Here is a 19,971-nt window from a genome sequence, read left to right on the forward strand (position 1 = left end):
GAAACAATCAAGTTCTAACTCTTTTTTACAGTGAAGATTGCTTTTTTTACCGAAACTTTTCTTCCAAAAGTTGATGGAATAGTTACACGGCTTACAAAGACAGTAGAGCACCTCGTCAAAGCAGGAGACGAAGTAGTTGTTTTCTGCCCAGAAGGTTGTCCAGAAGAATATATGGGAGCAAAGGTGGTTGGAGTTCCAGCTATGCCCTTACCGCTTTACCCAGAACTAAAGCTTGGTCTTCCAGGTCCTGCAGTTTCAGAGGCTTTGGATACTCTAAAACCAGATTTAATTCACGTTGTCAATCCTGCTGTCCTTGGCTTAGGAGGTATTTGGCTTGCTAAAACCAATGGGATACCTTTAGTAGCCAGCTATCACACACATCTTCCTAAATATCTAGAACATTATGGAATGGGTATGCTTGAACCACTACTCTGGGAACTATTAAAAGCAGCTCATAATCAAGCAGTTCTAAACCTTTGCACATCAACTGCCATGGTCAAAGAACTAAGTGAAAAGGGTATTCAAAATACCGCTTTATGGCAAAGAGGAGTAGATACAGAAATTTTCAAGCCAGAATTACGCAGTGAAACAATGCGTAAAAGACTATTAGGAAAATATAGCGATGAAGGAGCCCTTCTTATTTACGTTGGACGACTATCTGCAGAAAAACAAATTGAGCGTATTAAACCTGTTTTAGAAGCTTTACCTGAAACAAGACTTGCATTAGTTGGTGATGGTCCTTATCGTCCCCAACTAGAAAAAATCTTTCAAAATACTTCAACTACATTCGTTGGGTATCTAGCAGGTGAGGAATTAGCTAGTGCTTATGCATCTGGAGATGCATTTTTATTTCCTTCAAGCACAGAAACTTTAGGATTAGTTTTACTAGAAGCAATGGCCGCAGGCTGTCCAGTCGTAGGGGCTAATAAAGGAGGTATTCCAGATATTATTAATAACTGCAAAAACGGATGCCTTTATGACCCTGATGGAGAAAATGATGGTTCAACGAGTCTAATCCATGCAACTCAACAACTCTTAGGTAATGCACTTGAAAGAAAGGCTATGAGAAATGCTGCTCGGTTAGAAGCAGAAAAATGGGGATGGAATAGTGCTACTGAACAATTAAAAACCTTTTATCGCGAAATTCTTGAAAAAGAAGCAAACAAGATAGCTGCTTAAGCAGCTTGTGGGGGTGGTGTAGGAGAGCCAGTTGGTTGAAACGGTAAAACCAACGTCGCCCAAGTGTTTGGCCTCTCAGGACGTTGTTTCCTAGGCTGACGTACTCCAAAAGGCACTCTTACGACGTTTGTGCCATCAACTTCCAAAGAGATGCCTTGGCTAAGAGTATTCTCCAAACTTCCTTCATGAAAAGGCAAGCACAACTCATCTTTTCTCAGTGCTTTGACTGATGTCTTAGTAGAACTGTCTTTCATCATGCTGTCCCCAAGCGATGTGAAAATACTGCATAAAGAAAATTAAAGAATTTACGCATGCAGGAAATTAAAACCAATAAAATTGGCATTCGCTGAAAATTTAACTATTAAATCGGATATAGACCAGTAGCAAAGACAAATTAATTTTCTACAAAGTCTTCCATAGGACTGCAACTACATATCAAATTCCTATCCCCAAAAGCATTATCAATTCTAGAAACAGCAGGCCAGAACTTGTTTTGAGCCTGACCTTCTAAAGGAAAAGCAGCTTGTTTTCTCGAATAAGGCCTATCCCACTGCTCGGAAGTCACTGTTTCTAAAGTATGTGGTGAAAGTCGCAAAACATTATTGTTCCTGTCACTTTTTCCTAATTCAATAGCCTCTATCTCATATCGAATTGCAATCATTGCATCGCAAAAACGATTCAACTCACTAAAACTTTCACTTTCAGTAGGTTCAACCATCAATGTACCTGCGACAGGCCAACTTACAGTTGGTGCATGAAATCCATAATCCATCAATCTCTTAGCTATATCATCTACTTCTATCCCTGTTTTATTTTTAATAGGTCTTAAATCTAGAATGCATTCATGGGCAACATTGCCATTAGGACCTCTAAATAAAATTGGATAATAAGCTTCCAAGCGCTTTGCAAGATAATTAGCAGAAAGAATCGCTATCGAACTTGCTTTTTGCAAACCTTTTAAGCCCATCATCCTGATATACATCCAACTAATAGGCAAAATGCCTGCACTACCAAATGGAGCCGCAGAGATTGCACCAATAGCAGTATTTCTTTCACAATCAACAAAAGGATGTCCTGGTAAAAAGGGAATCAAATGTTCTGCAACTGCAATTGGTCCCACACCAGGCCCTCCTCCTCCATGTGGAATACAAAAAGTTTTATGTAGGTTTAAATGACAGACATCTGCTCCATATTCGCCAGGTTTGCAAAGACCAACCTGAGCATTGAGATTGGCACCATCTAAATAAACTTGTCCACCATATTTATGGACTAAATTACATATCTCGCGAATTTTAGGCTCAAAAACTCCATGAGTAGATGGATAAGTAACCATCAAAACTGCCAATTCTGATGAATAATGTATAACCTTCTCTTGAAGATCTTCCAAATCTATATTCCCCTGTTGATCACATGCAACTGGAACAACCTTATAACCAGACATAACTGCACTAGCAGGATTTGTGCCATGTGCACTTGTAGGTATTAAACAGATTTCCCTGCTTTCTTGACCTCTAGATTTATGCCAAGCACGAATGACAAGTAAACCAGCATACTCGCCTTGAGAACCAGCATTGGGTTGCAAAGATGCTCCTTTAAATCCAGTAAGATATGAGATCCAATTTTGTAAATCTTTAATCAATTGTGAATACCCACGAGATTGATCAGTAGGGGCAAGTGGATGAATTGAAGAAAACTCTTTCCAACTAATAGGTATCAACTCTGAGGAAGCATTTAATTTCATTGTGCAACTACCTAGAGGTATCATTCCATGAACAAGTGAAAAATCTTTACCTGCTAATTTATGCATATAACGCATCAATTCTGTTTCTGATCTATATTCTTGAAAAACACTTTGATTTAACCAAGAATTAGATCTTAATGGAATACCAGATAATATCTTTTTAAAAGATAAGTCATTTATATTTATAGAATTATTAAATACTTTTCCTTTGGCTTTTGCAAAAATCTCACAAAGGTTTTTGACTTCAGATTCATTACTTAATTCATCTATACAAAATGCAAAACCAGTGGAATTTTCGATTGAAGACCCTAAAGGTAATATCCTAAGATTAAATCCACTTAAAGCTGCTAATTGATGCACTTGAGACGATTCTGGGCATGTAATTTCAATTGTGTCGAAACGAATCTTTTCCTTAACTGAATAACCAAGCTCCTTTAAATGAATTTCAATGAAATGACGTAATTTCAGAATTCTTTTAGCTATTGCTTCCAAGCCATCTGGGCCATGATACACAGCATAGAAAGATGAAATTACAGCAAGCAAAACTTGTGCAGTGCAAATATTACTCGTCGCCTTATCTCTTCGAATATGTTGCTCTCTAGTTTGTAATGCCAACCGTAAAGCCAATTGACCATTCTTATCAACAGATTGACCAACGAGACGTCCTGGGATTTGTCGCTTAAAACTATCTTTAGTTGCAAAAAAAGCTGCGTGAGGCCCACCAAAACCCATAGGAACTCCGAATCTTTGAGCACTACCTATGGCAATATCCGCACCCAAATCACCTACTGGCGCTAATAAAACTTGAGCCAAAGGATCTATCGCAACGACAACCAATGCTCCAACTTTATGTGCTTTTTCTATAAATAAAGTCGGATCCCATAGACCTCCATCAGAGCCTGGTAATTGAATTAATACGCCAAAAACATCTTCATCTGGTTCAGCATCAATAGGATTTATTTCTTCTAAAATAATGTTTAAAGGTTCAGCTCTAGTTTGCAAAACTGCCAGTGTCTGTGGAAGCAAAGCCTGGTCTACCAGAAACTTGCGAGACTTGATGCCTTTTTGTGCTGAAAAGGCAAGGTTCATTGCTTCTGCTGCTGCTGTTGCTTCATCCAACAAAGAAGCATTAGAGACAGGCAATCCAGTTAATTCACTAACTAACGTTTGAAAATTAAATAATGCTTCTAATCTGCCTTGAGCTATTTCTGCTTGATAAGGGGTATAAGATGTGTACCAGGAAGGGTTTTCAAGGATATTGCGTTTTATTGAAGCTGGCATTATTGTGCCGTAGTAACCAAGCCCTATCAAAGAACGATTAACAATATTTAAGCGTGCAATTTGATTTAATTCTTCAAGAGCTTCTAATTCACTTAGCCCTTTAGGTAGTGAATTAGAAGTTTGACTTATATCAAGAATTTGAGAAGGAATAACATCAACAATGAAATCATTTAAATCTTGATATCCCAAAGATTCCAACATTCGCATCTGATCAGCATGATCTATACCTATATGACGATCAAAAAAGTTTTCAAAGTTACTATGCATTCCATTCATCAGTGTTAATTAGTCAAGAATAGAATCAAGGTCATTGAATTCTTTAGTTAGCTGAAACTTTAGAAGCATAAGAAGCAGACTCAAGCAATTGATTCAATTCTGATGAATCTTCTATGCGAATTTGCAGCAACCATCCCTCACCATGAGGATCATTCTGAATTCTCTCAGGTTCAGAGAGAACTGATTCATTGACTTTAACAACTTCACCAGTTAATGGAGAATACATTTCTTCAACAGCTTTCACAGACTCAATTGATCCAAAGCTTTCCCCTCTTTTCAAGGTTGATCCAACATCTGGAAGGTCAACAAAAACAATGTCACCTAGTTGGTCAACAGCAAAAGCACTGATACCAATCTTAGCCAAATCGCCTTCGGGAAAAGCGTATTCATGACTATCAGCAAAAAGAAACTGATTAGGAAAGTTAAATTCCATGAGCAATGATCGAGGAACAATTAAATCTTCTGACTTAAATCTATAAAACCTGTTTGATGTAATGCAACAAGTGCTCGAATAATGGCAATTTTGACATGTGAACGATGTGTACCACCTTGTACAAAAAGATTATATGGGGGCTTTAATGGAGCATCTGCTGAGAACTCACTAGTACTGCCATCAATAAATGTCCCTCCTGCCATTATTAATTCCATTTCATACCCAGGAGTAGAAGAAGGAATGGGGTTTAAAAAAGAGCCGACAGGTGAAGAATTTTGAAATGCTCTACAAATCACTTTTAAGATTTCAGAATCACCTATTTGAACTCCTTGAATCAAATCAGAGCGATGCATGCCAGGTAATGGTTTCACTTCAAAACCAAGATAATTGAAAACTCCAGCAATCAATTCAGCCCCAATCAAAGATTCAGAAACCATTTGAGGAGCTAAAAATAAACCCTGCAAAACTATTCGATTCAAATCAAACCCTGAGCCGCCTTGGCTTCCTATACCAGGAGCAGTAAGTCGACAACAAGATTTTTCTACTAAATCTTTTCGCCCAGCAATATATCCTCCAGAGGGGACTATTGTTCCACCAGGATTTTTGATTAATGAACCTGCTATTAAATCTGCTCCAACATCTGTTGGCTCCAATGGTTCAACAAATTCTCCATAGCAATTATCAACAAAACAAATACAATCTGGTTGTTTCGCATGAATCAAATTACATATATCTTTAATAGAGTTAATAGATAAAGATGGTCGCCAAGAATATCCACAACTTCTCTGGATAAAGATCATATCTATCGAAGTGTCCAAAGCTTTATCTAACAAAGGTAAATTGATTTCCCCATTATCAAAAATATTTAATTGGTCATACTTAATACCAAATTCAAGAAGCGAGCCTTTACCTGAACCTCTTAATCCAATTACCTCTTCAAGAGTGTCATACGGTTTACCTGTAATAGATAATAAAGAATCACTTGGTCTCAAAACACCAAATAATGCGCATGTTATTGCATGAGTTCCGCTAACAAATTGCATTCTGACAGCTGCCTTTTCACAACCAAAAATATTTGCATAGACTCTGTCAATTAACTCACGACCTAGATCATTATGGGCATAACCAGTTAAAGAAGAGAAATGATGTGCACCTAAACCTTCTTTAGAAAAAGAATTTAAAACTTTTTCAAGATTTATTAATACATCTTTCGTCCTCTTCTCACAAATATCATCAAATTTTAGTTCTACTGAGCAAACAATTTTTGAAGCCAATGCCTTGACGAAATCTTCACTATCAGTGTTCTTATTGAATCTTGTCAAAATTAAATTCTATTGAATTCAAGCCTGTTCCAATTCTCTCAAAAAATCTGCCCTAATTCTTAAATCTTCCAAAAATGCATCAGCCCCTTGCAAATCAGAATTACTTATCTTTTGATGAGTCGCATATAAATCCAACAATTCTCCATCTAACTCTTCTGCTGTGTAATCTCTTAATCCTGCCATAACAGCTGCAAACCTTTCTCTTCTATTTGTTTTCTGAACTGGATATGCTTCCATTACTTTCTGACGGCATTGTCTCCATGGTCTTTTATTACAAAGATAATCAGCCAAAGCAGCACTTAGCATAACCGCTTCATTTTCTTCGATGAACCAATCAAAAGAAGAAGGTAAAGGAGTTAAGCCTACAAATATTTCAAATAAATCCCCTGCAGATAGAGGCTGCTCATCATCACCAACTAATGGAAGAGAAGACTCTAAAAGTACTCGTAATAATTCAGGATGATCTTTCTCAAGATGATCTCTTATGGGATTAATTCCTTGATATAAAACATTATTGATCAAAGCAAAAGCAAGGAAAACTTCTGGGCCTGGTGAAAAAAGCTTCCCATTACGAAGGTTCGATATTTGAGAATTATGAATCCGTCCTAAATTCAAAGAATCAGCGAGTGCAGGCAAAACCTTGTGAGACCATCCGTTTCGCTCATGCCAAACATGAATAAGATGGGCCATGGCCCTTCTACCACTTGCAAGTCGATCGCGATAACTGTTGGTCACTAAATCACTCGAAAGATTACACCGAATTTGTGATATGGATGCTTATCAGTTAGTATAAGCTACCTTCAAACAGATCATAAAAGTGGTTTCTAGTGTTATAGGTGTAAAAAACGCTCCATTGCGTAAACCAGTCACCGCTGAGAAAGCAGTAGCAGCATCAAGCAAGCTTCAAATACCAGTTAAAAATAATCCCGTAAAGCCTTTAGGAAAATTTGAGCGTAGATGGGGAACAATTCTTTTTATGTTCGCAATTCATGCGTTAACAATATATGCCCTTCTTCCTAGGTTTTGGAGCTGGCAAGCTGTTAGTGCAATGTTTACACTTTACTGGATTACAGCTTGCCTGGGAGTGACACTTGGCTATCACAGACTTTTATCTCACAGATCTTTCAAAGTACCTAAATGGTTAGAACGTTTCTTTGCAACGTGTGGTGCCTTAAGTTGTCAACATGGCCCCATCGACTGGGTAGGTCTTCACAGACATCATCATACTTTTTCTGATACTGATGTTGATCATCATGACAGCAATAAAGGATTCTGGTGGAGCCACATGGGTTGGATGTTTGAAGAAGTACCAGCACTGAATACCGTGCCTCGTTTTACAGGCGATTTAGTAAAAGATCCTTATTATTTGTTCTTAAATAAATACTTTTTGCTGCTCCAAATTCCTCTTGGATGCTTCCTGTTTTGGATAGGAACCATAAGCGAAGTAGGTGGCTGGTCAATGGTTCTTTGGGGAATCCCTTTAAGGCTCGTAGTCGTTTATCACATAACCTGGCTAGTAAACTCTGCTACCCATTGTTGGGGAACGGTTGCCTATGAGAGTGGTGATAGTTCTAAAAATAATCGTTGGGTGGCAGCTCTAACTTTTGGAGAAGGCTGGCATAATAATCACCATGCATTTCCAAGCTCTGCCAAGCAAGGCCTTCAAAAAGGGCAAATTGATCTGACTTGGGAACATATAAAGTTCTTAAGCTCTTTAGGGCTAGCAACCAAAATAAGGCTGCCTATGACGTCCTAAACTTGTTGCATAGAGATCTAAAGATCCACTTCCTAACAAAAAACTATGGCTAAACGAGTTCAAGTTGTTCTTAAAGAAGACATCCTTAGCCTTGGAAAAGATGGCGATGTTGTAGAAGTTGCACCTGGATATGCTCGAAACTTCCTACTTCCACATGGAAAAGCATTACCAGTAACAGCTGCTGTTATGAAACAAGTAGAACACCGCAAAGCCAAGCAAAAAGAACTTGAAGCGGCCTTAAAGAAAGAAGCTCTTGAGTTTGAAACAGCGTTAAAAACAATTGGAAGGTTTACAGTTAAAAAGCAAGTAGGTGAAGATGGTGTTTTATTTGGATCAGTAACCAATGGAGATATTGCAGAAGCAATTGAAAAAGCAACAAAAAAAGAAATCGATCGCCGGACTATTTCAGTTCCAGAAGTTCACGGTACTGGAAACTATAAAGTGCAAATCAAACTTCATAGTGAAGTAACAGCAGAAGTAAATGTTGAGGTAATTAGTTACTAATGTCTCCGAGAATCAGACAATGATTTATCAATGTTAATAACCCATGTGTATTTTATGTATATGTAAATGATTAGTGTTCCTGTCCCCTCAAAAGATGACTCTTCCTATAGCAAGGGAAGAAACTCTCAGAAATATACTAAGGCAAACGAACCTAAATTTGAAAGTCAACAAGACCTTGTGCCGCCACAAAATCTTGAAGCAGAAGAGGCTGTTCTTGGAGGAATTTTATTAGATCCTGAGGCAATTAGCCGCATTGCTGATTTAGTGCAACCTGAGGCTTTTTATTTAAGTGCACATAGAGAAATATTTCGTACTGCATTAATGCTCCATAGCCAAGGCAAGCCTACAGACTTGACAGCTATGAGTGCGTGGTTGGCTGATACAGGTGCTCTTGAAAAAGTTGGAGGAAATAATCGTCTCGTTGAGCTTGTAGAAAGAGTTGCCTCTACTGCATCTATTGAACAGGTGGCAAAGTTGATAACGGATAAGTTTATCCGTCGCCAACTCATTCAATCCGGGAATGAAGTAATCAAGTTAAGTTTTGATCAAACTATGCCTACAGAAGAAGTTCTTGATAAAGCAGAGCAAAAGATTTTTTCGATTAGTCAAGAGCAACCCTCTAAAGGTCTTATACCAACTGCGGAGATACTGACATCCACCTTCAATGAAATTGAAAGTCGTTCTTTAGGAACTTCTGTAGCTGGCATACCCGTCAATTTCTACGATCTCGATGCAATGACTCAGGGGTTACAACGTAGTGACTTAATCATTGTTGCCGGAAGACCAGCCATGGGTAAAACCTCTATTGTCTTAAACCTTGCAAAGAATGTCGCACAATTACATGAACTTCCCGTTTGTGTTTTCAGTCTAGAGATGAGCAAAGAACAACTTACTTATCGGCTACTGTCAATGGAAGTAGGTATTGAAAGCGGAAGACTTAGAACAGGTCGTCTTAATCAAGAAGAATGGCCACTCTTAGGGCAGGGAATAAATACTCTTGGTCAACTACCAATATATATTGATGACAAGCCTAACCTAGGTGTCCTAGAAATGCGTTCATTATGTCGACGCTTAATTGCTGAGCAAGGTAAAGAACTCGGTCTTATTGTTATTGATTACCTGCAGCTAATGGAAGGCTCTACACCAGACAATCGAGTGCAAGAACTCTCTAGGATTACAAGAGGTCTCAAAGCAATGGCGAGAGAGTTAAAAGTTCCTGTAATCGCTCTCTCTCAACTTAGTCGAGGTGTGGAGTCGCGAACGAACAAACGTCCAATGCTAAGCGATCTTCGCGAATCTGGATCTATTGAGCAAGATGCAGATTTAGTATTAATGATTTATAGAGATGAGTATTACAATCCTGAGACTCCTGATAGAGGCATTACTGAAGTAATAGTTACTAAGCATAGGAATGGTCCAATAGGTACAGTGAAATTATTATTCGAGCCACAATTTACAAGGTTTAGAAATCTTGCAAATTAATCACTCACAATGAAGTTCTAATAAGTAGGTAATGACAAATAATTCAAACGAAACTTTTGATGTAATCATTGTTGGAGGTGGGCATGCTGGCTGTGAAGCTGCAATGACTACTGCTCGATTAGGCTTATCTACTGCATTATTCACCTTAAATCTTGACCGGATAGCGTGGCAACCATGTAATCCTGCAGTTGGAGGTCCCGCCAAGAGTCAATTAGTTCATGAAATTGATGCTCTTGGAGGAGTCATTGGAAAGCTAGCTGATTCCACAGCACTCCAAAAAAGAATCCTTAATGCAAGTAGAGGTCCTGCTGTTTGGGCATTAAGAGCACAAACAGATAAGCGCAAATACGCGCGTGAAATGCTTCAGCTTCTTCAAAACACACCTAATCTGACACTGCGTGAAGCAATGGTTACAGACTTAGAAGTAGATTTTGACAATGTTTGTGACCCTGATAAAGAGCCAATTGGAACAATCAAGGGAATTAAAACCTATTTTGGAACCTCTTATTTGGCTAAAGCTGTAGTCCTAACAACTGGTACATTTCTTAGAGGCAAAATTTGGGTAGGCAATCAATCGATGGCTGCAGGTCGTGCAGGAGAACAACCAGCTGAAGGGCTTACTGAATCATTGCAAAAATTGGGCTTTGAAACTGATAGATTAAAAACAGGGACTCCAGCTCGAATAGATCGTAGAAGCATTGCTTTACATTTACTAGAAGAACAAAAAAGTGACGCATCAGATAGGTTTTTTTCATTTGATCCGCATGCATGGGTAAGCGGAAAGCAAATTAGTTGTCATATAACACGTACTACAAAGGCTACACATGCATTAATTAAAGAAAACCTACATTTAACTCCAATTTATGGGGGATTTATAGATAGTATTGGCCCCCGCTATTGTCCTTCCATTGAAGACAAAATTGTTCGGTTTGCAGATAAAGAATCACACCAAATTTTTCTTGAACCTGAGGGACTAGATACTCCAGAAATTTATGTTCAGGGTTTCTCTACCGGTATCCCCGAAAATTTACAACTACAACTATTACAAACACTTCCTGGACTCGAGAAATGTATAATGCTTCGCCCTGCATATGCTGTTGAATATGACTATCTTCCAGCTACACAGCTACGACCTTCATTAGAAACTAAAAGAATAAAAGGATTATTTAGTGCGGGTCAACTTAATGGAACAACAGGGTATGAAGAAGCGGCAGCACAAGGATTAGTCGCAGGAATTAATGCAGGGAAATATGTAGAAAAAAAAGAGGCTGTAGTTTTCCCTCGAGAAGAAAGCTATATAGGTACAATGATAGACGATTTAGTTACAAAAGACTTACGTGAACCTTATCGTGTCTTAACTAGTCGAAGCGAGTATCGTCTTGTGCTACGCAGTGATAATGCTGATCGTAGATTAACTCCACTAGGCTATGAATTAGGCTTAATTGATAATCGTAGATGGTCAATATTCACTGCAAAACAAGAGGCTCTTGCAAAAGAAAAAGCAAGACTAGAAAAGCAAAGAGTAAAAGATAGCGATCAAATCGCAACTGTCTTAGAAGAAGAGACAGGCGCTCCTATTAAAGGATCAATTAGTCTCGCAAATCTACTACGGAGACCAGGAACACATACATCTCATTTAATTAGGCATAGGTTAATGGATCCAGATATCCCTTTAGACGTAAGAGAGGGAGCAGAAATCGATATTAAATATAGTGGCTATTTAGAAAGGCAAAAGGCTCAAATAGAGCAAATTAAAAAGCAAAGCAAGAAGCCTATTCCTGTCGAAGTAGATTTTAGTAATATAAAAACTCTTTCACAAGAAGCACGTGAAAAATTAAGTATAAATAAACCAAAGAATTTTGGAGAAGCTGCTTTAGTACCTGGTGTCAGCAAAGCTGATTTAACAGCTCTTTTAGTATGGTTAAAAATTCAAAGCCACAAATCTAGTAATACATCCCATTCGAAAAAGAACCAATCTCATGTGTCAGGAGAAATACGCTGAAAAACGAATTACTTGATTCCCCTAAAAGTATTTGGGAAGCACCAACAGAATCCGTCTTGTCTGGAAACGTTTCTCAAAAACTCTCTGGGCCATGGCAACTAATGCTTTTAGGAGATGGAAGCCCCACTCGACATCTAAATCTGTTGACAGGTGAAAAAGTAAAAGTAAAGCTAATAGCAATGCAATCAGAGCAGCAAGGTTGCAAAGGAGCACCTATAGAAATTGAAGAATTAAAACCACCGCTTTTAAGACGCCAAGTATGGCTTAGATGTGGATCACAGACCCTGGCATGGGCAGAAAGCTGGTGGAATCAAAAAGAAGCTGAGCGCCACTTAAAAAATAAGGAACAGCCAATTTGGGATAGCCTTACTAAAGGCCGATCTGAACTATTTCGTGAAGTTGATGGGCTTGCTTTAGTTAATGCAAGTTGGCTTGAAAAAGAATTTAAAAAAGAAGGACCATTTTGGAGTAGACACTACAGATTCTTTCGTCAAGAAAAAGAGCTAACCGTCATTAGAGAAGTCTTTAATCCAGAGTTGGAAATGTGGCTTGGCCCCACACCGCGTCAAAAGCTTCAACTTAATTAATCTTTCGTCGACTAGATTTTGGTATACGTCGATTAGGTAAGCCTCCGTTCCTTTTAGCAGTTGATGAATTTCGTTGAATGCTCTGATCTAGTACCTGGGAACGTTTCCATCTATTAAGCCTAAAAGAGGATTCATCAGGCCATTCTTTTGCTTGTGAATCGATCTCTTCGTCAGTATCTACAGAAGGAGCTATCGCTTTGGGAATTCTCAAGGAAATTGCCTTTAAAGGCTTTTTAGGACCTGAAAGCAAATTTTCAGGCCTACCTCCCAATTCAGCACTTTCCATCCAATCATCGTCTTCTTCAAAAAACCAATCAATTTTGTCACCAACCCAACGACCAACATTGTTCAGCCCTGATCGGGTGGCTCTCATATTTGCAGATCTTCGGTTTCCAGGCCTATTACCAGAAACTCCATCTACAAACTGGCGTCCAGTCTCAAACCATTGGTCTACTCTGCGTTCTAAAGGGTCACTAGAACGCTTGCGCCGGTTATTTCTTTTGCGACTACTGTCCATACAAACAAATTAACAGAATTGCACTTTTAGAGAAAAATCATTATCAAAATCGATTTCATGAATTTTCTATCGCAATAGGTTCATAAATCAAAACACAACTAGGATGCCATTTACCTGAATACTTTGTATCACAACAAGTCTTGCAAGCCACACCTCGCATTAACTTCTTATAAGGAAAACTTAAGCCACAAGAAGGACATGTTGCTAGCCATTTAGGTGTTTTTGCGGGTACTGGATAATTATGGCGAACACTAATCTGAAAATTAGTTTGTGAAGAGTTAATTAAAGCCATGCGTGCATGAAAATTAGGACCATGAGCCTCTTTGACACCTAAAACCAAATCAATCCACGCATGAATCATCTCATGACAAAGAGTGCTTTCAACAGCACTATCAGGCAGATTCTCTAAAAGTGGCCTAGATAGAACAATTTCACAAAATCTCCTCCCTGGTCCCTTCCAGCCCCTGCGATATAAGCCTGCTGTATTACGTAATCTTCCATCACTCCAACGTATTGAAACCATTGGCTTACCATTTTTGACAAGCAAGCCATCAAAATACTCCTTATTAAAACGATGAAATAATGGTAAAAGTGGGACCAGTGACATCTATGATTTAGGGTAATGTCCTTGACCAAGCAATAACATTCTGTCTAAAACTTAGTGACTAGGGAACACTTGGCTTTATAGAGTTAGTAAGTCAAACACTTTTTCAAAAACAATTACCAATGGATGGGGCTCTAATTAGAGAAATTGGAATCAAAGCTCTTCTTATAGGAGGTGGAGCTTTAATCCTTTTCTGGACTTTCAATGCGGTCAAGCTGGTCATTGGAGCAAGAGGCATCAACCCTCTCGTTAAACAATTTTTTGATCACATCGCTTCTGGAAAAATTGATGCTGCTTACAGACTGACAACAAAAACTTATCGTCAGCATGTCAGTCGCCAAGATTTTTTAAAATTCCTTGGGAGTCTCCAACTCAACAAATATAGAAACTTAAAATCAGGTCGCCCCCGAATAGAAGATAATTTAATCATCCTCACCTTAAAACTCAAATCTGAAGACAAAAAAGAAGAGTTACCATTGGATTTCAGTTTTGTAAAAGTAGACAAAGCCTGGCGAATCAACCGAATCGCAAAAGGCAAAAGTTAAAGACAAGCAAGTTTGCCTAGTGCAGTCTTCCACCAACAATCCTTCAAAACGTTCGTCTGAGCTTAGAAAACTGCTCAACAAAGCTAACCATGCTTATTACGTGCTTGATTCACCTGTGATGGAGGATGCAGTTTATGACCGCCTCTATAGGGAATTAATAGAACTTGAAAAAAAACATCCGTTTCTAATTACACCTGATAGTCCATCTCAAAGATTAGGAGGAATGCCTTCTACAGGCTTTATTAACGTAAATCATAAAATCCCATTACTTAGTCTTGATAATGCTTTCACTATTCAAGAATTAAATGAATGGAACACCAGAATAAAAAAATTAATTGATCAAAAATCAACTTCATTAGAAAAAAAAAGGTTCTGTGAATATGTTTGCGAATTAAAAATCGATGGAAATGCTTTGGCTTTAAGCTATGAAAATGGATTACTTGTACGAGCTGCAACTAGAGGAGATGGAGAGAATGGCGAAGACATTACTACAAATGTAAAAACAATTAGTTCTATCCCTTTATCACTTCATTTAAAAAATCCACCACAATGGGTTGAAATCAGAGGTGAGGTTTTTCTACCTAATCAAACTTTTGAAGAAATTAATGCCTTGCGAAACACTGAGGGGAATGATTTATTTGCAAACCCAAGAAATGCCTGTGCTGGAACACTAAGACAGTTAGATCCAAAAATAGTCGCTTCAAGAAAACTAGATTTTTTTGCGTATACAATTCATTTACCTAAAGACTGGATAGCAAAAGAAATTGATCCTAAAGAGCCAAATAGCCAATGGGAAAGCCTTAATTGGCTAAAGAAAATAGGATTTAAAGTCAATCCAAATAAAGAAATTTTAGAAAGTCTAGAAGAAGTAGAAAACTTCTTTAACTCTTGGGAAAAACGCCGGAATCAACTTCCTTATACAACTGACGGAGTTGTTGTTAAGCTAAATGATTTTGAGCTGCAAAACTTTGTTGGAGTAACTCAGAAAGCACCGCGTTGGGCAATTGCAATGAAATACCCAGCGGAAGAAGCGCCAACGAAACTAATTAACCTTACATACCAAGTTGGAAGGACAGGAGCAGTTACTCCTGTTGCAGAGTTTGAACCAATTTCTCTAGCAGGAACAATAGTACGAAGAGCAACACTACATAATGCCAATAGAATTCAATCCCTAGAGTTACATTCAGAAGATACAATTATTGTTCGTAAGGCAGGAGAAATAATTCCTGAAGTTGTTCGAGTATTAAAGGAATTGAGAACGGTTAATGCAGCCCCATTATTTTTACCTAATAAATGTCCTGAATGTAATACAAACCTTTTTCGAGATTCTAATCAAGCTATTACAAGATGTGTGAACAATCTATGCCCAGCAATTATTCAAGGTTCATTACGTCATTGGGTAAGCAAAGGTGCAATGAATATAGATGGTATGGGAAGTAAAATAATCGAACAGTTAGTCAAAAAACAATTTATATTATCTATTGCAGAATTGTATAAAATGAACGAAAAAGACCTTCAAAAACTGGATAGGATGGGTGAAAAATCTGCAAAGAAACTAATAGCTTCAGTAGAAAAATCTAAGAATCAACCATGGCATCGAAAATTATATGGTTTAGGGATTTTACATATTGGAGAAGGTAATGCAAAAATTATCGCAAAAGCTTTCCCAAGTGCTACTGAATTGAGTGATGCAGCATTAAACTCTCCAGAAGATATCCAGAAAATAAATGGTATTGGCTTGGAAATAAGTGAATCATTATATCATTGGTTTAAAGAAAAAGATAATCAAGATCTAATAAAAAAGCTGGAATGTTTAGGGGTAGATCTTGCGGCAAAGAATAATCAGTTAGAGATTAAAGGCATTAGATCAAGCAAAATTTTTGGCAAGAATTTTGTGTTGACTGGTACATTAAATACAATCAAAAGGAGTGAAGCTAAAAAAATGATTGAGGAAGCAGGCGGAAAAGTAAATTCTTCGGTTTCATCAAATACAAATTATCTAATTGCTGGTAATAAGTCAGGTGGGAAATTAAAAAAAGCAAAAGATCTAAGCGTTATAATAATTGACGAGAAAGAATTTTTAAGCCTATTTCTCTAATCCCAATTACCTATGTTTAAGCCGAAAATTCATTCATTCATCAAAACACCTTGTGGGCAAGCAAAGTTCCTTGAACTATCAGCGAAAAAAGGCTTGTTAGCAAAGTCACGATTAATGTGGTTTATTTTAATAGCAACTATTCGAGATTGGAATCTTAAAACATAGAATAATCAATGATCTAAATCTGATAATGCATTTCTTGTTGCTCTAGCAATAAAGAAAAATACACCTATTGAAGCTAATAATCCAGAGGATGTAAAAATAAAAGAAACCAACTCATTTTGACTATTAATAACAGATCGAAAACCTGATATTTCTCCAGCAAAAGATCCAAGACTACAATACAGTAGAGTTCCTGGAAAAATGCCAATGAGGCCTATAAAATAATTCTTAATAGAGACATCTGTAATGCTATAAGCAAGGTTAAGTAAACCAAATGGGAATAAAGGTGAAAGTCGAGTTAATAAAATAAATTTCAAACCATTTTTAATAACTTGCTTTTCTATAGAGTGTAATTTAGGGAAAGAACTTAGGCGTTTATTAGTCCAATCTCGTAAAAAGCTTCTTCCCCCAAGAAAAGTTAATATTGCCCCTATAGATGCTCCAATAAAAACTAAAGAGCTACCCAATACAATTCCATATATAAAACCAGCCACCATAGACAACCATGATCCTGGCAATAAAAAAATCGTCCATATAATATATATTATTAGAAAAGTTAAAAACCCCAAAGGAGTAAGGAAAAATTGAAGCTGTGTATCAAATATATTGGTAAATTCTAAGTTCATTAAGCTCAAACTTTAACCTAAACCTGAAATTCTTTCAGTTACTAAATTAGCTTGTGATTGAGCCTCCGCTAATTTATTTTTACATTCCAAGACTATCTTCTCAGGTGCTTTTTCTATAAAGCTTTTCTTGGACAATCTGTTCGAAAGAGTTGCTATTTCATTTTGAGCTTTTAGCAAATCTTTTTCTAAGCGATTACGTAAAGCATCGAGATCTATCAAGCCTTCAATGGGTAGTACAACCTCCAATTCACCCGATACGCCTGCCAACGCTTTAACTGAAGGTTGATCTTTCAGATCTCTAGGGTGCAGTACATCAACTTGTTTGGCTTTTGTAAGGGATTGAATATCAGCCGTTGCTTTTTCAAGAATCTCTGCAAGCTTATCTTTCTTAGTAATAAAACGAACCGGAACTTTCTGAGCAGGCTTTAATCCTGCCTCAGCTCGCAAATTGCGAACTAGTCGAATTGAAGTAAACAACTCATTGAATGAGCTTTCCAAATTTTCATCTAAATAATCTTTCTTACAGTCTGGCCAAGGCTCTAAAGCAAGAAGCTTTTCTTCAGGGAAAACTGTAATGCCATGCCAAAGTTCCTCTGTCAGATGAGGCATTAAAGGATGAAGCATGACCAAAAGCTCCCTTAAAACCTTAAACATTACTTTTTGAGCAATCTGTTTATCTAATAATTGAGACGCACTAGGCGAATCTCCTGGATTAAGTCGTCTTTTAATGAGTTCCAAATACCAATCACAAAAATCATTCCAAGTAAATTCATAAAGCCCTTTTGCAGCTTCACCAAGTCCATAGTTTAAATATCGTTTAGAAGTATCCGAATTAACTCTGGCCAGTCTGGATAAAATCCATCTATCAGCAAGCTGCAATTGAGATGAGTCGAGTGATTGAAATGTCTCTTCAAAAGTAGTCTCCCCAAGATTAATTAAAGCAAAGCGAGTGGCATTCCATAACTTATTAGCAAAGTTTCTAGCAGCCTCAACAGTGGCAGAAGTATCAGTATTTCGATCATAATCAAGACGAATATCTTGACCAGCACCAACCACTTCTCTGACTAAAGCAAATCGCAAAGCATCTGCCCCATAACGCTCTATTAACAAAATTGGGTCAATGCCATTTCCTAAGCTTTTACTCATTTTGCGATTCTGTTCATCTCGAACAAGTCCATGGATATATACATCAGAAAAAGGCATTTTGCCTGTAAACGCACCTGCCATCATCGTCATCCTTGCAACCCAGAAAAATATGATGTCAAAACCTGTTACCAATGTATTTGTTGGATACCAACATTTAAAATCTGATTCATTTTCCTTAGGCCATCCCAAAGTAGAAAAAGGCCAAAGGCCACTAGAAAACCACGTATCTAAAACATCTTCATCCTGCCTTATTTCAACAGACTCACCAAATTTTTGACGAGCTTGCAATAGTGCTTCTTTTTCAGAAGATGCCACTACGAATGGAGTGTCATCACGTAATTCATAATCCGTTTCACTAACTACAAACCAAGCTGGTATTCTATGCCCCCACCACAATTGTCTACTAATGCACCAATCACGTATACCTGTTAACCAATCTAAATAAACTTTTTCCCATCGTGCTGGAACAAATCTTGGCTCATTCTTAGCAAAATGTGCTCGACATTTATCTGCCAATGGCTCCATGCGAACAAACCACTGTGTAGATAGTAAAGGTTCTACAGGTACCTTTCCTCTATCGGAGTACGGAACACTATGTCGATATGGTTCAACTTTTGTAAGCAGTGAAAGATCCTCTAAAGCATCTACAACTGCCTTGCGTGCTTCAAAACGATCTAACCCTTCAAATTGTCCTGCCTGAGCATTCATTGTGCCATCTTTGTTCATGACAGTAATCTGAGGCAACTGATGTCTCTGACCAATAGAAAAATCATTAGGGTCATGAGCTGGAGTGACCTTGACACAACCAGTTCCAAAATCTTTATCTACATGGTCATCAGCAACAACAGGAATCTCTCTTCCTATAAATGGCAATGTAAGTTTTTGGCCAACAAGATCTTTATATCGACCATCAGTAGGATTCACTGCCACTGCAACATCGCCAAGCATAGTTTCAGGCCGAGTAGTAGCAACTTCCAAATGCGTAGTGCCATTGGAAGAAGGTCCATTGCTTAATGGATATCTAAAATGCCATAAAAATCCATCGACCTCCTTCATTTCGACTTCCAAATCGCTCACTGCTGAACCTGATGCAGGACACCAATTAACAAGATATTCTCCTCTATATATCAAACCTTGTTGATGTAAACGAACAAAAGCTTCTGTAACTGCCCTACTCAACTTTTCATCCATTGTGAATCTTTCTCTCTTCCAATCGACTGAATAACCAAGACGGCGAAGCTGAGCAACTATGCGGCCTCCACTTTCTAACTTCCAATCCCAGGCTCTTTTTAAAAAAGATTGTCTTCCTAATTCATTCCTATCTAGCCCCTGCTCTTTTAATTGTTTTTCAAGAATTGTTTGAACAGCAATCGATGCATGATCTGTTCCTGGCAAACATAAAACATTTTTTCCCTGCAATCGCTGAAATCTAACAATCGTATCAATAAGTGCTGTGTTAAAAGCATGTCCCATATGAAGACTACCTGTAACATTCGGAGGAGGAATGACAACAGAGAATGGTTTCCCAGGATCATTTGGATCGGGGTGAAAGGCGTCTAATTCACTCCATATACGCTGCCATCTCTTTTCCGTGCCCTTAGGGTCATATGTTTTAGGTAAAACATCAACTGCTTTCCCAAAAACTTGAGTTTTTGACTGATCTTCCACGAAGCAATATTTAAAGCATCCTTGCAAACACTAATAAAATTC

18 protein-coding genes are annotated in these 19,971 nt (G+C 37.9%); 9 read left to right on the plus strand and 9 right to left on the minus strand.

Going from position 1 to position 19,971, the window contains the following annotated elements; translation table 11 throughout:
* Positions 1 to 30: 30 nt before the first annotated feature.
* Complete coding sequence (locus tag O5635_RS06230; RefSeq protein ID WP_036900899.1) at positions 31 to 1,179, plus strand: glycosyltransferase family 4 protein; 1,149 nt, start codon at positions 31 to 33, stop codon at positions 1,177 to 1,179.
* Here O5635_RS06230 and O5635_RS06235 read toward each other — a convergent pair.
* From O5635_RS06235 to O5635_RS06255, 5 genes are all read right to left on the minus strand, one after another.
* Positions 1,176 to 1,436 carry a hypothetical protein gene (locus O5635_RS06235; protein WP_036900901.1) on the minus strand — a complete coding sequence of 87 codons (261 nt, stop codon included), beginning with the start codon at positions 1,434 to 1,436 and terminating at the stop codon, positions 1,176 to 1,178. The two genes, O5635_RS06230 and O5635_RS06235, sit on opposite strands and share 4 nt — an antisense overlap.
* Positions 1,437 to 1,573: 137 nt before the next feature.
* Positions 1,574 to 4,468 carry an aminomethyl-transferring glycine dehydrogenase gene (gene gcvP / locus O5635_RS06240; protein WP_036901098.1) on the minus strand — a complete coding sequence of 965 codons (2,895 nt, stop codon included), beginning with the start codon at positions 4,466 to 4,468 and terminating at the stop codon, positions 1,574 to 1,576.
* Between the two features lie 52 nt (positions 4,469 to 4,520).
* Positions 4,521 to 4,910, minus strand: coding sequence for a glycine cleavage system protein GcvH (gene gcvH, locus O5635_RS06245; RefSeq protein WP_036900903.1), 390 nt, complete (start codon positions 4,908 to 4,910; stop codon positions 4,521 to 4,523).
* 20 nt (positions 4,911 to 4,930) lie between these two features.
* Positions 4,931 to 6,184 carry an aminotransferase class I/II-fold pyridoxal phosphate-dependent enzyme gene (locus O5635_RS06250; RefSeq protein WP_036901099.1) on the minus strand — a complete coding sequence of 418 codons (1,254 nt, stop codon included), beginning with the start codon at positions 6,182 to 6,184 and terminating at the stop codon, positions 4,931 to 4,933.
* Between the two features lie 66 nt (positions 6,185 to 6,250).
* Complete coding sequence (locus tag O5635_RS06255) at positions 6,251 to 6,967, minus strand: hypothetical protein (protein ID WP_036900904.1); 717 nt, start codon at positions 6,965 to 6,967, stop codon at positions 6,251 to 6,253.
* 82 nt (positions 6,968 to 7,049) lie between these two features.
* Between O5635_RS06255 and O5635_RS06260 the strand changes: the two genes are divergently transcribed.
* The 5 genes from O5635_RS06260 (at position 7,050) to O5635_RS06280 (ending at position 12,563) form a co-directional block, all read left to right on the plus strand.
* Entirely contained in the window at positions 7,050 to 7,988 is a 939-nt protein-coding gene (locus tag O5635_RS06260; protein WP_036900906.1) for an acyl-CoA desaturase, read from the plus strand.
* 45 nt (positions 7,989 to 8,033) lie between these two features.
* The gene (gene rplI / locus O5635_RS06265; RefSeq protein WP_036900908.1) at positions 8,034 to 8,492 is read left to right on the plus strand and encodes a 50S ribosomal protein L9; all 459 of its coding nucleotides are present in this window, start codon (positions 8,034 to 8,036) and stop codon (positions 8,490 to 8,492) included.
* 66 nt (positions 8,493 to 8,558) lie between these two features.
* Positions 8,559 to 9,974 carry a replicative DNA helicase gene (gene dnaB, locus O5635_RS06270; RefSeq protein ID WP_036900909.1) on the plus strand — a complete coding sequence of 472 codons (1,416 nt, stop codon included), beginning with the start codon at positions 8,559 to 8,561 and terminating at the stop codon, positions 9,972 to 9,974.
* Between the two features lie 31 nt (positions 9,975 to 10,005).
* Positions 10,006 to 11,976, plus strand: a complete 1,971-nt coding sequence (gene mnmG / locus O5635_RS06275) for a tRNA uridine-5-carboxymethylaminomethyl(34) synthesis enzyme MnmG (RefSeq protein WP_036900910.1) — start codon at positions 10,006 to 10,008, stop codon at positions 11,974 to 11,976.
* Positions 11,977 to 12,005: 29 nt separating this feature from the next.
* Complete coding sequence (locus tag O5635_RS06280; RefSeq protein ID WP_036900911.1) at positions 12,006 to 12,563, plus strand: chorismate lyase; 558 nt, start codon at positions 12,006 to 12,008, stop codon at positions 12,561 to 12,563.
* Here the strand turns inward: O5635_RS06280 and O5635_RS06285 are convergent.
* Both O5635_RS06285 and O5635_RS06290 read right to left on the minus strand, forming a co-directional pair.
* The gene (locus tag O5635_RS06285) at positions 12,556 to 13,080 is read right to left on the minus strand and encodes a hypothetical protein (RefSeq protein ID WP_036900912.1); all 525 of its coding nucleotides are present in this window, start codon (positions 13,078 to 13,080) and stop codon (positions 12,556 to 12,558) included. The genes O5635_RS06280 and O5635_RS06285 overlap by 8 nt on opposite strands.
* A gap of 55 nt (positions 13,081 to 13,135) precedes the next feature.
* Positions 13,136 to 13,687, minus strand: coding sequence for a SprT family zinc-dependent metalloprotease (locus O5635_RS06290; RefSeq protein WP_036900913.1), 552 nt, complete (start codon positions 13,685 to 13,687; stop codon positions 13,136 to 13,138).
* 119 nt (positions 13,688 to 13,806) lie between these two features.
* Here O5635_RS06290 and O5635_RS06295 point away from each other — a divergent pair, with 119 nt between their 5' ends.
* From O5635_RS06295 to O5635_RS06305, 3 genes are read left to right on the plus strand one after another with little or no spacing between them, the layout of a single operon-like run.
* Positions 13,807 to 14,229: a membrane protein gene (locus O5635_RS06295; RefSeq protein WP_036900914.1), complete on the plus strand. Its 423-nt coding sequence runs from the start codon at positions 13,807 to 13,809 to the stop codon at positions 14,227 to 14,229.
* Positions 14,230 to 14,248: 19 nt separating this feature from the next.
* Positions 14,249 to 16,327 (plus strand): NAD-dependent DNA ligase LigA, encoded by a 2,079-nt coding sequence (gene ligA, locus O5635_RS06300; protein WP_036900915.1) that lies wholly within the window; start codon positions 14,249 to 14,251, stop codon positions 16,325 to 16,327.
* 12 nt (positions 16,328 to 16,339) lie between these two features.
* Positions 16,340 to 16,492, plus strand: a complete 153-nt coding sequence (locus tag O5635_RS06305; protein ID WP_269607274.1) for a hypothetical protein — start codon at positions 16,340 to 16,342, stop codon at positions 16,490 to 16,492.
* 5 nt (positions 16,493 to 16,497) lie between these two features.
* On the opposite strand, the gene O5635_RS06310 is transcribed toward O5635_RS06305, so the two are convergent.
* Together O5635_RS06310 and O5635_RS06315 are read right to left on the minus strand one after the other, a co-directional pair.
* Positions 16,498 to 17,115 (minus strand): TVP38/TMEM64 family protein, encoded by a 618-nt coding sequence (locus O5635_RS06310; RefSeq protein WP_036900916.1) that lies wholly within the window; start codon positions 17,113 to 17,115, stop codon positions 16,498 to 16,500.
* 12 nt (positions 17,116 to 17,127) lie between these two features.
* Positions 17,128 to 19,929 (minus strand): valine--tRNA ligase, encoded by a 2,802-nt coding sequence (locus O5635_RS06315; protein WP_036900917.1) that lies wholly within the window; start codon positions 19,927 to 19,929, stop codon positions 17,128 to 17,130.
* Between the last annotated feature and the right edge of the window lie 42 nt (positions 19,930 to 19,971).

The sequence above is a fragment of the Prochlorococcus marinus str. MIT 0919 genome, from assembly GCF_027359375.1.
Classification (GTDB): domain Bacteria; phylum Cyanobacteriota; class Cyanobacteriia; order PCC-6307; family Cyanobiaceae; genus Prochlorococcus_D.

Bases quoted from the DNA above. Each gene is read 5' to 3' on its own strand.
- O5635_RS06235 (WP_036900901.1), bottom strand. From the start codon at position 1,436: ATGATGAAAGACAGTTCTACTAAGACATCAGTCAAAGCACTGAGAAAA.
- gcvP (WP_036901098.1), bottom strand. From the start codon at position 4,468: ATGCATAGTAACTTTGAAAACTTTTTTGATCGTCATATAGGTATAGAT.
- gcvH (WP_036900903.1), bottom strand. From the start codon at position 4,910: ATGGAATTTAACTTTCCTAATCAGTTTCTTTTTGCTGATAGTCATGAA.
- rplI (WP_036900908.1), top strand. From the start codon at position 8,034: ATGGCTAAACGAGTTCAAGTTGTTCTTAAAGAAGACATCCTTAGCCTT.
- dnaB (WP_036900909.1), top strand. From the start codon at position 8,559: ATGATTAGTGTTCCTGTCCCCTCAAAAGATGACTCTTCCTATAGCAAG.
- mnmG (WP_036900910.1), top strand. From the start codon at position 10,006: ATGACAAATAATTCAAACGAAACTTTTGATGTAATCATTGTTGGAGGT.
- O5635_RS06285 (WP_036900912.1), bottom strand. From the start codon at position 13,080: ATGGACAGTAGTCGCAAAAGAAATAACCGGCGCAAGCGTTCTAGTGAC.
- O5635_RS06290 (WP_036900913.1), bottom strand. From the start codon at position 13,687: ATGTCACTGGTCCCACTTTTACCATTATTTCATCGTTTTAATAAGGAG.
- O5635_RS06295 (WP_036900914.1), top strand. From the start codon at position 13,807: ATGGATGGGGCTCTAATTAGAGAAATTGGAATCAAAGCTCTTCTTATA.
- O5635_RS06305 (WP_269607274.1), top strand. From the start codon at position 16,340: ATGTTTAAGCCGAAAATTCATTCATTCATCAAAACACCTTGTGGGCAA.
- O5635_RS06310 (WP_036900916.1), bottom strand. From the start codon at position 17,115: ATGAACTTAGAATTTACCAATATATTTGATACACAGCTTCAATTTTTC.